Source organism: Leucobacter sp. Ag1, assembly GCF_000980875.1.
Classification (GTDB): Bacteria; Actinomycetota; Actinomycetes; order Actinomycetales; family Microbacteriaceae; genus Leucobacter; species Leucobacter iarius.
Map to the genome: position 1 here is coordinate 12080 of NZ_LAYO01000093.1, position 15579 is coordinate 27658.

Annotated in this window: 10 protein-coding genes and 1 tRNA gene; 2 read left to right on the forward strand and 9 right to left on the reverse strand. The window is 69.7% G+C overall.

Annotated features, from left to right (window positions below; translation table 11 throughout):
* Positions 1-13 precede the first annotated feature (13 nt).
* The 7 genes from XM48_RS08035 to XM48_RS08065 all read right to left on the reverse strand — a co-directional run bounded on the left by XM48_RS08035 (position 14) and on the right by XM48_RS08065 (position 10040).
* A complete protein-coding gene (locus XM48_RS08035) occupies positions 14-6064 on the reverse strand; it encodes an Ig-like domain-containing protein (RefSeq protein WP_052961377.1) in 6051 nt (2016 codons plus the stop codon).
* Positions 6061-7197, reverse strand: a complete 1137-nt coding sequence (locus XM48_RS08040; protein ID WP_046455328.1) for a serine/threonine-protein kinase — start codon at positions 7195-7197, stop codon at positions 6061-6063. The genes XM48_RS08035 and XM48_RS08040 overlap by 4 nt, the downstream gene beginning before the upstream one ends.
* Positions 7198-7370: 173 nt before the next feature.
* Positions 7371-8060 carry a 50S ribosomal protein L1 gene (gene rplA, locus XM48_RS08045; RefSeq protein WP_046455295.1) on the reverse strand — a complete coding sequence of 230 codons (690 nt, stop codon included), beginning with the start codon at positions 8058-8060 and terminating at the stop codon, positions 7371-7373.
* Positions 8061-8071: 11 nt separating this feature from the next.
* On the reverse strand, positions 8072-8503 hold the full coding sequence (gene rplK / locus XM48_RS08050; RefSeq protein WP_046455296.1) for a 50S ribosomal protein L11: 432 nt from the start codon (positions 8501-8503) through the stop codon (positions 8072-8074).
* A gap of 268 nt (positions 8504-8771) precedes the next feature.
* Positions 8772-9587: a transcription termination/antitermination protein NusG gene (gene nusG, locus XM48_RS08055; protein ID WP_046455297.1), complete on the reverse strand. Its 816-nt coding sequence runs from the start codon at positions 9585-9587 to the stop codon at positions 8772-8774.
* A 49-nt stretch (positions 9588-9636) separates the two neighbouring features.
* Positions 9637-9909 carry a preprotein translocase subunit SecE gene (secE, locus tag XM48_RS08060; RefSeq protein WP_052961387.1) on the reverse strand — a complete coding sequence of 91 codons (273 nt, stop codon included), beginning with the start codon at positions 9907-9909 and terminating at the stop codon, positions 9637-9639.
* 55 nt (positions 9910-9964) lie between these two features.
* Positions 9965-10040 (reverse strand) — tRNA-Trp (locus XM48_RS08065).
* Positions 10041-10252: 212 nt separating this feature from the next.
* Here XM48_RS08065 and XM48_RS08070 point away from each other — a divergent pair.
* Together XM48_RS08070 and XM48_RS08075 are read left to right on the forward strand one after the other, a co-directional pair.
* Positions 10253-11458 carry a pyridoxal phosphate-dependent aminotransferase gene (locus tag XM48_RS08070; RefSeq protein ID WP_046455298.1) on the forward strand — a complete coding sequence of 402 codons (1206 nt, stop codon included), beginning with the start codon at positions 10253-10255 and terminating at the stop codon, positions 11456-11458.
* Between the two features lie 12 nt (positions 11459-11470).
* Complete coding sequence (locus tag XM48_RS08075) at positions 11471-12562, forward strand: esterase family protein (RefSeq protein ID WP_052961378.1); 1092 nt, start codon at positions 11471-11473, stop codon at positions 12560-12562.
* Between the two features lie 28 nt (positions 12563-12590).
* On the opposite strand, the gene XM48_RS08080 is transcribed toward XM48_RS08075, so the two are convergent.
* Positions 12591-13151: a TetR/AcrR family transcriptional regulator gene (locus tag XM48_RS08080; RefSeq protein ID WP_046455299.1), complete on the reverse strand. Its 561-nt coding sequence runs from the start codon at positions 13149-13151 to the stop codon at positions 12591-12593.
* A 127-nt stretch (positions 13152-13278) separates the two neighbouring features.
* Positions 13279-15552: a YhgE/Pip family protein gene (locus tag XM48_RS08085; RefSeq protein WP_046455300.1), complete on the reverse strand. Its 2274-nt coding sequence runs from the start codon at positions 15550-15552 to the stop codon at positions 13279-13281.
* Positions 15553-15579: the final 27 nt, after the last annotated feature.

The following is a 15579-nucleotide window of genomic DNA, read 5'->3' on the forward strand; positions in this document are numbered from 1 at the left end:
GGGTGAATCGAGACTACGGGGTGGTGCAGACGTTGAGGGTGGCCTGTTGCAGTGCTTGGAACGAGCCGCCCCAGGTGATGGTCAACGGGATCAGCCCGTTGGCAGGCGTTCCTGCCTTCACCGTCGCGTCCGGGGCTGCTGCCGCCGAAATCGTGAGGTACCCCTTGAGCTCGTCCGAGCTCGGATTTCCGGCGGATCCGTTCGTCAACGGGATGCATTGGCCGTTCGGCTTCGCCGTCACGATGGTCGGCGCGTTCCGCCATCTGACGTTCGCCTCGGCGGAGCAGGGGCTGTCGCCGTAGCACTGCTTGACTTTGAACTCCGCGGCCGAGGCAGGATCGATCGTGAACTCCTCGGTTCCCGTGTTGCTGTATATGAGCTTCGTGTCGGCTTCTTTCCCCTGCAGATCGAGCTTCGGAGTGCCATCGGGATTCTTGAGGAGGTCATAGATGACGCCGTCACCTGCCGCGGCCGGCGCGTTCGCGATCGTGTAGGTCACCTGCGGGGCTTGCAGCTGGCGCCCGATGAAGACCGGGTCGGACGTCCCGGAGCTCATACCGTAGTCGCTGCGTAGGCAGGCCATGGCGCTGATGAAGCTGTACTTCCGCAACCCGTCGAAGTCGGGGCTGCTCTGCCCATCTGCGAAACAATTCTTGGGGCCCTGGATCGCGTTCTTCCCGATCGTATAGCTCGCCGTGACGACCTCGGACGACTGTGCTCCGCTCCCGGAGTAGCTGACGTGCGCGGAGGTGTCGCCCGTGCTCGCGAGAGACACGGCGCCTATCACGGGCGCGCCGATCACCGTGCCGTCCTTGCGCGTCGCTTCACCCGTCCCGCTACCGCCTCCAATGTTGGGCAGATCGAACCGAGTGACCGGAGTCACCGTGAACGAGATCTCCCCCGCAGCCTGATCCGGGAAGTCCTTGGTGCCACCGGGTCCGGCGAGAGACCCTGCGTCCTGGCCGTTGAGTTGCAGCGCGAACTGCTTCGTGTCGTCGGACCCGCTCACGGTCAGGCGGACCCCGCCCCGGTCGGTCCTCGTGTTCTGCGGGTTCTTGATCGGAGTCACCGTCACGGTCGGAGCCTTCGGCGGATCGTACGCCCACGCCGTCACGGCGGTCGAGGCCTGCGAGGATCCGACCGCGTTGACCGCCTGCGCGGTGAACTGGTGCTTCTGGCCGTTGCTCAGGTCGCCGGCCGTGCACTGGTAGGTCGCGGGTCCGACCGCGGCGCAGGATCCCGATCCGCCGCCCAAGAGGGTCACGCTCGTGACCGCCGGGTGCGCCTGCTGCGAGCCGAGCGTCACGGTGAAGCTCGCGCTGCTCGCCGTGTACCCGGTCTGCTGGATGCTGGGCGTGCCCGGCAGCCCCTGCGCATCGAACTCGACCGTGCCCTCGCCGGTGCGCCCCTGCGCATCGCGCACGGTGAACCCGACCCGGCAGGTGCCGCCGATGCCGCGCGCGTTCGGCCAGGACACGGAGATGCCCGAGTCGCCCACCCGAGAGAAGGAACCGAAGGTGCAGGAGTCGCCGTTCACCGAGGCGAGCTTGAGGCCGCCTCCCGTCTTGCCCGCGAACGGGTCGTGCTCGCCGGCGACGCCGACGAGCTGCGCCTGGCAGGAGCTGCCCACGGTGCACTGCAGCGCGACGGTCCCGCCGCGCGGCAGGTCGCGCGGGGCCTGGCCGACCTGCAGGGTCAGCGGGGCTCGCGAGTCGCCCGCCCCGCTGACGGCGATGGACACCGTCTCCTGCGTGCCGGGTACCGCGTCCGCGCGCGCCGTCACGCGCAGCGAACTGCCGTTCTGCTGCACCTCGAACAGCGAGGTACCGCCCGACTCCGCGAAGCTCAGCTTGCCCGTGTCACCCTTGCGCCCGCCCTCCCAGGTCACCATGTCGGTGAGCGAGATGGTCTGCGTCGCGCCGGGATCGACGGTGCGGGTGAGCGCCTGCGCCTGCGCCACCGGCTGCTTGGGCACGATCACGACCGGAACCGGAAGCGCGGTCCAGCGGTCCTGACCGACCAGTCGGGCATCGATGAGGCAGCTGTCGGTCCACGGAGCCTCTCCGCCGGCCGAGTACCGGAGCCGGTCGCCCGAGACCGCCTGACAGCTCGCCTGCGCGCGTCCGACCACGAAGGAGCCCTTGCGCAGCTCGACCCGATCGCTCGGTCCGACGTCGACGAGGTCCGTCACATCGACCTCGGTCTGCTGGTTCTCGTCGACCGTGAGCGGCTTCAGGCCGGGCTTCAGCGTCAACGGCAGCTCGTCGAGCGGCAGGATCACGAGCAGGCCGTAGGTCGCGACCTGCTTGCCCGAGGCGTCCGCTCCGCTGAGCTTGAACACCACGGTGTCGCCCTCCGCGCGGTACTGCCCGAGGATCCGGGAGCCCTTCACCCGGTAGTCGGCGGCCCCGCTCCCCCAGATCGAGAGCTTCAGCTTCGACACGTCGCCCGTGGCCCAGCGGGTCTTGCCGGTGAGCACATCGACGCCCTTCGATGCGAGATCGGCCCGGTCGCGGACGTTGAGCACGGTGTCGCTCACCGCGGGCGCCTGCGCTCCGACGTGCTCGGAGGTCTGCACCACGATCAGTCCGTCCGCCGTGCTCTTGGTCTTGGCCGAGCGGACCGTGTAGCGGAACGAGTCGGTGCCGAGCTCGCGGCCGGGCTCGATCGAGACCCGGCCCTGCTTCATCTCGGAAAGGTCGAGGCGCCCGGCGAGCGCCCGGTACGCGGGGTTCGTCTTCCCGCCCGGAAGATTCGGGGTCACGGAGGTGAGTTCGAGCGTGCCGCCCGACTGATCGACATCGTTGTCGAGCGGACTCAGAACGACCGCGTCGCCGCCCGGACCCACACGGAGCGAATCCGTCGTCGCGACGATGCCCGCAGCTTCCTGCTCGGGCAGCACGACGACGCCGAGCTTGCCGGTGCCGCGGGCGCCCGAGGGATCGACGACGGTGTACTTGAGCTGCTTCGTGCCCGATTTGGCGCCGGCCGCGGCGGAGACTTCGATCCCGGTGCCCGTGTCGTTCAGGGCCGCCACGATGCCGGATCCTTCTTCGGTCTGCACACCGGTGAGGCGCACCCGGTCGCCGTCGGGGTCGACGCCCGAGAGCGGGACCGCGACCTGGGCCGTGGCCCCCGCTGCGACTCGCGCGGTGAGCGCCGCCGGCTGCGGATCCCGGTTCGCTCCGGTCGGCAGCACGGTCACGATCACGGCGCCGACGTCGCCGGAGGTCGGATCGCTCGCCCCGTACGCGGTGTAGCTGAGCCGGTACGTGCCGGGCTTCTTGGGCGCGAGGTAACGGAGCACGTTGCCCGAGGCGAACGCGAGTTCGCCCTTGGTTCCCGAGCCGACGATCTCGGGCTGCAGGACCAGGCGCTCACCCGGAGCGGCCACATCGTTGTCGAGCACGCGGATATCGACCACCGAACCGGCGCGAACGGTCGCGGTATCCGCGACGGCGATCACCCCCGAGGGTGCGTTCGCCGCGACCTGGAACACGGTCAGCTTGCCCGTCGCGGTCGTGCCGCCCTCGGCCACCGTGACATCGACAGCGCCGATACGGCCGGGCGCTCCGTCCGGGGTGCTTCCGGACACGTGCACCTTGGAGTGGTCGATCACGGAGGCCTGGAGCTCTCCACCGCCCGACTTCGCGCTCTGCACCGCGAGCGAGCGGGACCCGGCCCCGGGGATCGCGTCGAGGATCTCGACGGTCGTGTCGGTGAGAGGACGCACGAACGCGCGCAGTTCGGGAAGCGCGAGCGGCGGACCGGCCGGGGTCGCCGTGACGCGGAGCTGGCCCGTGACCTCGGTCCCGGTGGCCGTATCGCGGACCATCACCGAGACGGTCGTGCTGCCGGCCTGCGAGGCCTGCAGATCGATCGTGCCGTTCGACGTGTGCGGGGTGACGCGCAGATTGGGGCTCGGCGAGGTCGCGTCCAGCAGCGCGAAGCTGCCCGAACCGCCCGCCACCCGCTCGAGCGGCCGCACGGTCATGGTCTGGCCCACCCGCACCGTCGTCGCCGACGCGGTGAACTCGGCCGCCGCTCCCGGCTGCGCCGAAACGCCCAGGTTCCTGCGGGTCTGCTTGCCGCGGCTGTCGGTGACGGTGACCCGGAGCGTCATCTCGGCCGCCCCGGCGTTGGGGTCGGTGTGCCGCAGCGCAAGACGCCCGTCCGCGGTCACCATGGCGCGCAGCGGATCCTCCTTGCGCAGCGGCTCGACGCTCGTGAGAGTCATCACGTCGCCCTCGGGATCGACCCAGCCGTCGAGCAGCGGGGCGACGAGCGTGCCGCCGGGGGCGAGCGGAGGCACACGCCACTCGCGTCGGCAGCCATCGACCGGGCACCACGCCGGCGCGGTGTTCTCGGCCTCGGGCGCGACCCGCAGGGTCACCGTCGCCGGGTTCGAGGTCAGCGCGCCGTCGGTCACTCGGTAGGTGAACGTCGCGGTTCCGCTCGCCTTCGCGGCGACGCGGACCATGAGGGACTGCCCGTCGGGCATCAGCTCGAGCGAACCGAACGGCTTCGGCAGGCTGCTCGCGCCGAGGGAGTCCGGCACGACCGTCAGCACATCGCGCTTGTTGGGATCGAAGTCGTTGAGCAGGACCGGGAGCGGCGCCGATGCGCCGGCTCGCACCCCGAAGGTGTCGTTCACCGCGGTCGGGGGTTGCTGATCGGTCACGTCGGTCACGACGACCGAGCCGCGATCCTGCTTGGGCGGATCCGAGATGCTCCACTGGGAGAGCGGGATCCGCTTGCCGTCGGGCAGCGTCCAGAGCATGCCCGTGCGCATCTCGTTGAGCACGGCCCGGGAGCCGTTGCTCCGGATGGTCGGCTGGAGGTCGCCGGATTCGCGGGCGGCGTCGTCGAACGCCAGCGGCTTGTCGCCCTCGTTCGAGTTCCACAGCGTGCCCGCGCGCTGCCCCAGCCAGGCCGCGTAGACCGCGCCCTCGACCGCCGTCGGCTGCGCCGGCGCACCGTTCGCCTGCAGCACGCGCTTCGCCGTGCCGCCGGAGGACACCGCGAGGAGTCCGCCGGTGTCGGCGATGAGCACCGCATCGACCGCGGCGTCCTGGCCGCTCCGGCGTTCGCCGGCCGAGACCCGCTTCCGCTGCTCGGGATCGAGGCTGCCCTGCAGCACGCCGGAACCCTCGAGCTTCACCGTGGTCTCGCCGCCGCCCGAGCGCCACAGTCGCCCGCTCTCGCCGTCGAGCAGCACCCAGTCGTCGCCGAGCAGCGCGAGCTGCGGGGACTGGAGCTTCCCCGCCGCATCGGGCACCGGGTCCGCGCGGCCGACGGGTTCGCCGGCGGCGATGTCGAATCTGAGCACCGAGCCGTCGGAGCTGGAATATGCGCCGATCACGCCCGCCGAGGTGAGCGTGATCGCCGCAGCACGATAGCCGGCGTCCGCTCCGGCGGAAGGCTTCTTCTGCCCCTCACCGGAAGGATCGACGCGAACCAGCGACGACAATCGCCGCTCCAGATCCGCGGTGTCCGCAGTGCTCACGGCTGCGGCGTTCGCACCGAGCCCATCCGTTTCGGACGGCGCGAGCTCGCCCGCGTAGACGGCCCCGGACTCGGTGCGGATCGCGACGAAGCGGCCGGCGCTCACGATGTCGCGAGTGCCCTCGGGCATGCGCACCGACTCCGCGGAATCCTGGGACTGCGCGGACTGGTTCGAGGCCGGCTGCGCCGACTTCGGGGGCTGCTCCCCGCCGCTCGTCGCGGGCTTGACGTCGAGGTCGACCGGGTTGGAGGGGTCGAGGCTCCAGGCCCTGCCGTTCCCGTTCGAGAGCACGGCGCCGCGACCGCCGCTCTGGATGATCCCGCTCGGGTCCGAGACCTTGCGGACGAGATCGAGCTCCCCGGTATCGGTGTTCACCCGGGCGTACTGGCCCGATTCGCGCGCGACCCAGACCCCCGGTTCCTCACGCGGAGTCTGCCTCGCGTCGTATCCGCTCGCGATCACGGCGACCGTCACGACCAACGCGGTCACGACACCGCCGGCGATCCACCACTGCAGTCGACGGGGACCGCGCCGCTCGCCCGAACCCGCCGAGGTCATCCGGCACCGCCGGTCAGCGCCCACACCACGACCGCGATCGCGGCGACGCCGGCGAGCGCGGCCCCGGCACCGATCAGCCCGGCGCGCAGGGGCGAAGCGGGCCGGTCGAGCAGCAGGCCGTCGTCATCGGTGCCGCGCTTCTGCGCGAGCATGTCGGCTCGGGCCTCGGCGCGGGTCGCGCGACCGACGGAGGTCACCACAGGGCCACGGGTGCCGGTCTCGACCGATTCGGTGCGCGGCACCCAGGCGTCGGGAGTCACCTCGAGCGGAGTGACGTCGAAGCCGTAGGCGCGCTGCAGCGCCTGCAGCGCCTCGCCGAACTCGGCCATCGACGCGTAGCGCTCGTGCGGCAGCCTCCGCAGCGCACGCGCGATGACCTCGTCGAAGTGTTCGTAGCCCTGCGCCCCCGGGATCCCCTGGTAGACCGCTTTGGCGATCCGCTCCGACAGCTTCGCACGCGTGTTCTGCGCACGATCCGCGAGCTCGAACGGCGAGCGCCCCGAGGCGAACGAGTACAGGGTCGCGCCCAGCGACCACACCTCCGTCGCAACACTGCCGCTGCTCTCGAGCTGCACGACCTCGGGTGCGGACCACGGGATCGACATCGCGAGCTCGCCCTCCGCCTGCCGACCACCCAGCACGTGCGCGATACCGAAGTCGGACAGGGCGGGCTTGCCCAGCGTCGTGAGCAGCACATTGGACGGTTTGATGTCGCGATGCAGAACCCCGGAACGGTGCGCCGTCTCGAGCGCCCCGGCGATGCGCACTCCGGCGTCGAGCACGTCGACGAGCCGCGCCGGCTTGCCCTTGGTCAGCTGTCCGAGAGACCCCGGGCAGAACTCCATCGCAAGATAGGGGTGCCCTTCGAGCGAGATGCTCGCCTCGTAGATCGACACCACCGAGGGGTGGCTGCTGAGGCGGGCCATCACGTCCGCCTCGCTCTCGAACGTCGCCCGCAGCTCGGCACCGGCGCCGTCGCCCGCGACCGACCCGTTCAGCACCTTGATCGCGACCAGGCGGCGAGGCATGTCCTGCTCGTAGAGGAACACCTGCGCGAATCCGCCGGCGCCCAGCGGACGCACGTAGCTGAAGCCCGGAATCGCCGGTGCGTTGATCGATGCGCGCGCGCTCACGACAGCCACCGTCCGTGACCGCAGCGGGGAATGCGAGACATCATCAACTCATACTAAACGGTACCGGGAGTCCGGCAGCGCCCGCCGGGAATCTGTGGAAAAGCCGGAGGCCCCGGCAGTCGAAACTGCCGGGGCCTCCGATTCCGATCGCACGTCCTGCGGACGCGCCTCGATCAGATGTTGTTGACGTCGAGCGGGATGCCCGGGCCGAACGTGGTCGAGACGGCACCCTTGATCAGGTACTTGCCCTTCGACGACGCCGGCTTCAGACGCACGATCTCCTCGAGCACCGAAGCGATGTTGTCGTTCAGCTGCTCGGCCGAGAACGAGGCCTTGCCGACGATGAAGTGCACGTTGGCGTGCTTGTCGACGCGGAACTCGATCTTGCCGCCCTTGATGTCGGTCACGGCCTGAGCCGCGTTCGGGGTGACGGTGCCGGTCTTGGGGTTCGGCATCAGACCGCGGGGGCCGAGCACCTTACCCAGACGACCGACCTTGCCCATGAGCTCGGGGGTCGAGACGGCCGAGTCGAAGTCGGTGTAGCCTGCGGCCACCTTCTCGATCAGCTCGTCGCCGCCGACCTCGTCGGCACCGGCAGCGAGAGCCGCCTCAGCCGCGGGGCCGGTCGCGAACACGATGACGCGCGCCGTCTTGCCGGTGCCGTGGGGCAGGCTGACGGTGCCGCGGACCATCTGGTCCGCCTTGCGGGGATCCACACCGAGCTTGACGGCGACCTCGACGGTCGAGTCGGTCTTGGTGGAACCGGTCTCCTTCGCCAGGGCCACGGCCTCGGCGGGGGAGTAGAACTTGCCTGCTTCGATCTTCTCGGCAGCGGCGCGGTACGCCTTGGACTTCTGTGCCATTTCCGTACCCCTTAGCCTTCGACCGTGATGCCCATGGAGCGAGCGGTGCCCGCGATGATCTTCGAAGCCGCGTCGATGTCGTTCGCGTTGAGATCGGCCTGCTTCTGCTCGGCGATCTGACGAACCTGCTCGGCGGTGACCTTCGCGACCTTGACGGTGTGCGGGGTGCCCGAACCCTTCTGCACGCCGGCTGCCTTCTTCAGGAGCTCGGCGGCCGGCGGGGTCTTCAGGACGAACGTGAACGAACGGTCCTCGTAGACGGTGATCTCGACGGGGACGATGTTGCCCCGCTGGGATTCCGTGGCCGCGTTGTAGGCCTTGCAGAATTCCATGATGTTGACGCCGTGCTGACCCAGCGCAGGACCCACGGGGGGTGCGGGGTTGGCGGCGCCGGCTGCGATCTGAAGCTTGATCAGACCGGTAACCTTCTTGGCCTTTGCCATGATGTTTCCTTTCCTCGAACGCGCGCGCTTCCGCACGTGCTCTCCCGCGACTTCCGGCCGTTCCGGAACGCGGTGCGCGGTTCGCATCGGCGCTCGCTGCTTCGGGAAGCAGGATCACGCGGACGCAAACCACAACAGTGTAGCAGGGATCGGGGGTGCGAGCGAGGTCGCGGCGGTCGGACGCAGTCCACCAGCGGGCCGCCCGCCAAACGCGAACGCCCCGCTGCTCGGGAGCAGCGGGGCGTTCGGCGAATGCGGACCTCGAGGGTCAGACCATCTTGGTGACCTGGTCGAAGCTGAGCTCGACCGGAGTCTCGCGCTCGAACAGGGAGACGAGCACGGTGAGCTTGCCGCTCGCCGGGTTGATCTCGCTGATCGTGCCGGGCAGGCCCTCGAAGGAGCCCGACTTGATCGTGATGGTCTCGCCGACCTCGAAGTCGATCTCGACGTTGCCCTGCGCAGCGGCGGTGGCCGCGGCCTTGCCCTTGGCGGTCGCGACCGGCTCGAGCTCGACGGTGCTCTTGAGCATCTCGAAGGCTTCCTTGAAGCGCAGCGGCACGGGGTTGTGCGCGTTGCCGACGAAGCCGGTCACGCCCGGGGTGTGGCGCACGACGGACCAGGAGTTCTCGTTGAGGTGCATACGGACCAGCACGTAGCCGGGGATCCGCACGCGGGTCACCATCTTGCGCTGACCGTTCTTGACCTCCATGACCTCTTCCATGGGGACCTGGATCTCGAAGATGTCGTCGACGGCGCCCATGGTCTCGCGGCGGTTCCAGAGGTTCGACTTGACCTTGCGCTCGTAGCCCGCATAGCTGTGCACGACGTACCACTTGCCCGGCTTGACCCGCAGCTCGCGCTTGAACGCGGCGTAGGGGTCCTCGGCATCCGCTTCTGCGTCCGCAGCGGCCTCGCCGTCCGCGGTGGACTCGGCGATAGCGGTCGCCGCGGCATCGGCCTCGGCCGGCCGGTCGATCTCGAGCGCGTCCTCGACCACGGCGTCCGCCTCGGGGTCAGCGGAGCGGGCCAGCGCGTCGAGGGCAGCGTCGAGGTCGGACTCGGGGGTGTTGTTCTCGGTCGTCATCTGACTTTCTTGCTCTCTCGCGAAAAACGAAATCTCTGGGATCGGAGCGCTAGTTGAGCGGAGTTCCGAAGATGAACAGGGTGGCCGCACCCGCCGCCAGGTCGAGGACCCAGACGAGCGCCATCATCACGACGACGAAGCCGATCACCACGAGGGTGTAGTTGATGAGCTCCTTGCGGGTCGGCGTGACGACCTTCTTCAGCTCGGCGACGACCTGCCGGAGGAACAGGAGAATCCGACCGAACCAGCCGCGCTTGGCACTGTCGGCCTTGGCGCGCTCGACGAGGCCGCCACCGGACTCTTCGATTTCACTGCTGCTCACGGATTCCCGTCCTTTCATCGCCCCGTCGCTTTCGCGACCGCGATGCGACGAGGTGTGGCAGGGCGGACAGGACTCGAACCTGCAACCTGCGGTTTTGGAGACCGCTGCGCTACCAATTGCGCCACCGCCCTATGGAGTGCTTATCCGCCGAATTTCCGACCCCTTCGGGCATAGGAAATTCTGGCAGAAGTCAACTACCGCTGATGAGTCTACGGGATCACCGCCCGGATGTCGAACGCGGCACCGTCATCCCGGGCGCGCCGCGCACCGATCGAGGGCCCGGATCCGGCTCTCCCAGCGAACGCATGCGAACGGACCGCACCCTCCGCCGTAGGATGGATACGTGAGCCACATCTCCCGTCTTTCAAAGAAGATCGGCGCCATCGCCGAGTCCGCAACGCTCAAGGTCGACGCGAAGGCGAAAGCCCTCCAGGCCGCGGGTCGTCCCGTCATCAGCTACGCCGCGGGCGAACCCGATTTCGCGACTCCCGCGCACATCGTCGACGCGGCCCGTGCCGCGCTCGACGACCCGAAGAACTTCCGCTATACCGCGGCCGCGGGCCTGCCCGAGCTGCGCGAGGCGATCGCGGCCAAGACGCTCCGCGACTCCGGGCTCGAAATCCCTGCATCGCAGATCATCGTGACGAACGGTGGCAAGCAGGCCGTCTACGAGTCATTCCAGGCGCTGCTCGATCCGGGCGACGAGGTGCTGCTCCCCGCGCCCTACTGGACCACCTACCCCGAGGCCATCCGCCTCGCCGACGGTGTGCCCGTCGAGGTCTTCGCGGGCTCCGAGCAGGGCTACAAGGTGACCGTCGAGCAGCTCGAGGCCGCACGCACCGATCGCACCAAGGTGCTGCTCTTCGTCTCCCCGTCCAACCCGACCGGCGCCGTCTACTCCCCCGAGGAGACGAAGGCGATCGGCGAGTGGGCCGACGCCAACGGCCTCTGGGTCATCTCGGACGAGATCTACCAGAACCTCACCTACGACGGCGTGCGCGCCGTCTCGATCGTCGAGGCCGTCCCGGCGCTCGCCGATCGCACGATCCTCGTGAACGGCGTCGCCAAGACCTACGCCATGACCGGCTGGCGCCTCGGCTGGATGCTCGGCCCCGCGGACGTGATCAAGGGCGCCGCGAACCTGCAGTCGCACCTCAGCTCGAACATCAACAACATCGCGCAGCGCGCGGCGATCGCGGCGCTGAACGGCCCTCAGGAGCCGATCGAGCAGATGCGCCAGGCCTTCGACCGTCGCCGCAAGACGATCATCGCCGAGCTCAACAAGGTCGACGGCTTCCACGCCCCGACCCCCGAGGGCGCGTTCTACGCCTACGTCGACGTCGCGGGCGCGCTCGGGCGCGAGATCGACGGCGTCACGCCGACCACCTCGCTCGAGCTGGCCGACCTGATCCTCGACCGGGCCGAGGTCGCGGCGGTCCCCGGTGAGGCCTTCGGCCCGTCCGGCTTCCTCCGCTTCAGCTACGCGCTCGGCGACGATGCACTGCTCGAGGGCGTCCAGCGCATCCAGAAGCTGCTCGGCACGAACTGACGCGAGCGCATCATGCGTCGGCTCGAAGGGCGGCAGGATCCTCGGATCCTGCCGCCCTTCGGCGTTCCGATCGCAGCGCACGGCCTCCGGTCGCGCCGGGGCCATCTGCTCTCGCTGCTGCTCGTGCTCCTGCTGCTGGTCGCCGTATTCGCGGTGCACGAGACGCTCGCCAGGGTCACCCCGGCGGCCGGGGCGACCGGCACCACGACCCAGGGCGCGACCGTACGGATCGCCGCTCCCCTGCCCGGTCCCGACCCCTCGACCCCGATCGCGGAGACCTGGCGCGCCCCGGCCGACCTGCCGAAGCACGGCGCGGTCGTGCCCCTGAACGGCGCGCTCCAGATCCCGTCGACCGCCGGTTTCTCCGCACGCTCCGCGTCGCTCTACCTGCCGCCCGCCGCGCTGACGCGGGACCCGCCGTCGCTGCCCCTCGTCGTCTTCATGATGGGACAACCCGGATCCCCGGATCCCGGACCGATCAGCGAGGCCATGGACCGCCTCGCCGCGGAGCACCACGGCCTCGCCCCGATCGTCATCGTCGCCGACCAGCTCGGCGCGATCGACAACAACCCCGCCTGCGTCGACTCGGCCGCCTTCGGCGGCGTCGAGGAGTACTTCACCACCGATATCCCGCGCTGGGCCCGGGCGCACCTCCGGATCCTCTCGAACGCGTCGTCCTGGACGATCGCGGGCTTTTCGAACGGCGGCGGCTGCGCGCTGGACTGGGGCCTCGCGCACCCCGAGCTGTGGGGCAACGTCGTCAGCCTGTCCGGCGAGTCCTATCAGGGGACGGAGTTCCCCGAGCAGGTGCTGCAGCAGGTGTTCCGCGGCGACGAGGCCGCGTACGAGGCGGCGAAGCCCGCGACGAAAGCGGCGGAGAACACCGGCGGCTACGCCGGGCACGTCGCGGTGTTCACGGCGGGCGATCAGGACGCCCAGTTCACGGAGCAGACGCAGCTCGCCGCGCAGATCGCCCGCGACGCGGGGTTCGAGACCTCGTGGTTCGCGATCCCCGACGCGGACCACAGCGGCGCCCTCGTGCCCGGGCTCCTGAAGGCGTTCCCGGTACTGTTCCCGCGCATCGGGCTCACCGCGGCCCACTGAGCCGCGAAGCGCGGCGCAAACCGCGGGATCAGTGCGCGCGCAGCACCTGGTCGAGCACCTGCTCCATCGACTGATCCTGCCGGAACAGCAGCCAGTCGAGGCAGGCGCCCGCGAGCGCGCCGAAGAAGGCCGCGCCCGCGATCTCAGTCACCTCGTCCGCCGTGGGGTCCCCGGCGACCCGGCGGGCCTCGCGCAGCACGTCCCGGAACCGCACCACCACGGACGACCTCGCCAGATCCATGGCCGAAGCCCACGGCCGATCCGTGCGGAACACCTCGGAGGCCATCAGCTTCGCGAGGTCCAGGTTGCCGCGCAGCGTCTCGAGCGTGGCGCCCGCGACCGCGCGCGGCGCATCCGCCGGGGCGACACCCTCTCGCGCGGCGTCGATGGCCTCCGCCAAGTGCTCGAACCCGCCCTGGATCACAGCCTCGAAGATCGCGTCCTTCGACGCGAAGTTGTAGTACAGGCTGCCCTTCGCAACCCCGGCGGCCTCCGCGATCTGATCCATCGAGGCGCCGCTGATGCCGTGCTCGGCGGCCACGCGCACCGCCGCGTCGCGGATGAGCTGCTTCGTGTTCACGCGTGCCATGCGTCCATCCTCCCCTACCGCGGGTGCCGCCGTGCCTCCGTGCGGAGATCCGCACGATCCCGGATCCGATTCCCGTGGAATCTCCGATCTCGTGCGGATCTCCGCGCGAGGGCCGCAACCCCTCCCGCTAGATCGCGAGCTCCGGGTGCAGACGCTTGATCGTCCACACCTTCTGCCGACGCGCGGCGACCGCACTGATCGCGAGCGAACCGATGAGCACCGCGAGCATCACCAGGAGCGACCCCCAGAATCGACCGTCGATGCCGCCGCCGATCAGCTGCCGCAGACCGTCGACCACGTAGGACGCGGGCATGAACGGGTGCAGCACCTGGAAGAATCCGGGCGTCGTCTCGACCGGGTACGTGCCGCCCGACGACGAGAGCATCAGCATGAGCAGCACGAGGCTGACCACGCGGCCCGTCGCCGTACCGAGCACCGCGATGAACATCTGCTGCAGCGCGAGGAACGCGAACGTCGTCAGCAGCATGAACAGGCTCATGCCGATCCAGTGCACCGGCCGCAGGCCGATCCCGAACACCAGCACCGACATCATGATGATCACCTGGCCGACGCCGATCAGCGCCGCAGGACCGAAGCCGGTGAGCACCGAGCGCAGACCCGAGACGTTCGACGCCAGCGGGCGGCGCGGCATCGGGCGCAGGATCAGCCACGTGATGAGCGCACCGACGAAGGACGCGAGCGCGATGAAGAACGGGGCGAAACCGCCGCCGAAGCCCTGCACGCCGTTCTCGGTCGTCTCGTCGAGCTTGACCGGAGCGGCCATCGTCTCGGAGATCTTCGCGGTCTGCCCCTCTGCGAAGGTCGGAGCCTCGGCGGCGCCGTCCTTGAGCTTCGACGCGAAGGTGCCCGCGCCGTCGTCGACCTTCGTCGCGCCCTTCACGAGGTCCTTCGACTTCGAGCTGGCCTCCTGCGCGCCGTCGTTGAGCTTCGTCGCGCCGGCGGCGAGCTCGGGCGTCTTCGACGCCAGCTGCCCGGCGCCGTCCGAAAGCTTCTGAGTGCCGGCGGCGAGCTGCCCCGCACCCGACGCGAGCTCCGGGCTCTTCGCCGCGACCTGCTGCGCGCCGGCCGCGAGCTCGCCCGACTTCTGTGCGAGGGTGCCCGCACCGGCCTGGAGCTGCTGCAATCCGGCCTCGAGCTGCTTGGCGCCGGTCTGGGCCTGGGCCGCCTTGTCGGGGAGGACCGAAGCTCCGGTGTTCAGCTCCGTGAGTCCAGCAGTGAGTCGCTGAGCGCCGGTCGAAGCTGTTCCCAACCCGGCCGCCACCTGCTTGGATCCTGCTGAGAGCCCGCTCAATGAACCACCTTGCGCAGCGAGTGCCGCTTCCAACTGGGCGAGCGTCATATCGGGATTGCTTTGAGCCAGCCCCGCGATCTGCTCCAACGCACCGGAGACGGTACCCGCCCCCGTCTGCAGCCCCGAAAGGCCGGTGGAAAGCTGCTGAGAGCCTTGCAACGCGCTCTGAGTTCCCGCAGAGAGCCTCGGCGCCTGCTGTGCCAGCTCGTCCATCCCTGCGCGCAGCTGCGTCGCGCCCGCAGCTGCGGCCGGGAGCTTCTCGCTCAGCGTCTTCGCACCCGCGGACAGCTGCGTCGCCCCGTCGGATACCTTGCCGGTGCCCTCGGCGAGCGCCTGGCTGCCCGCGGCGAGCTTCGCGCTGCCGTCGCGAGCTTCGCCGGCGCCGTTCGCGAGCTGCTGCGCGCCGTCGACGAGCTGCGGCGCCTTCTCGACGATCTCGGCCGTGCCGTCGGCGAGCTTGCCCAGGCCGACGCTGAGCTTGCCGCTGCCCGTGGCGAGCGCCGAGGTGCCCTGCTCGAGCGTGCCCGCGGCGTCGGCCGCGGTGCGAGTGCCGTCGCTCAGCTTCTCGACGCCCACGAGCACCTGCTCGGCGGCGGTCTGCGTCGCCGTCTCGGCGACCGCGCCGCGCAGCTGCACCATGGCCTGCTTGCCCAGCGTCGACGCGAGGAACGAGTTGTTGTCGTTGTAGACGACCTGGATCTCGCCGGCCTTCGGATCGTCCTGGAGCCCGGCGAGCGTGCTCGAGAAGTCCTTCGGGATCGTGACCGAGAAGTAGACGTCGCCGTCCGATACCGCCGTCGCCGCCTCGTCCGCGTCGAGCGTCTTCCAGTCGAGGTCCTTGCGATCCTGCAGCTGCTCGACGACGTCGTGGCCAGCGGAGAGCTTCGACCCGTCGGGCTTCTCGGCGGACTCGTCGAGGTTGACGATCGCCACGGGCAGCTTGTTCATGTTGTCGGTGGGCGCCCAGAACGCCCAGAGGTACAGGGCGCCGTAAATGAGCGGGATGACGAGGAGCACGACGAGCGAGATCTTCGGCAGGGTGCCCTGCTTGAAGCGCTTCAGCTCGGTGCTGCGAGTGAGGAGTGACATTGCGGTTCTTTCGACTATCGGTGACGT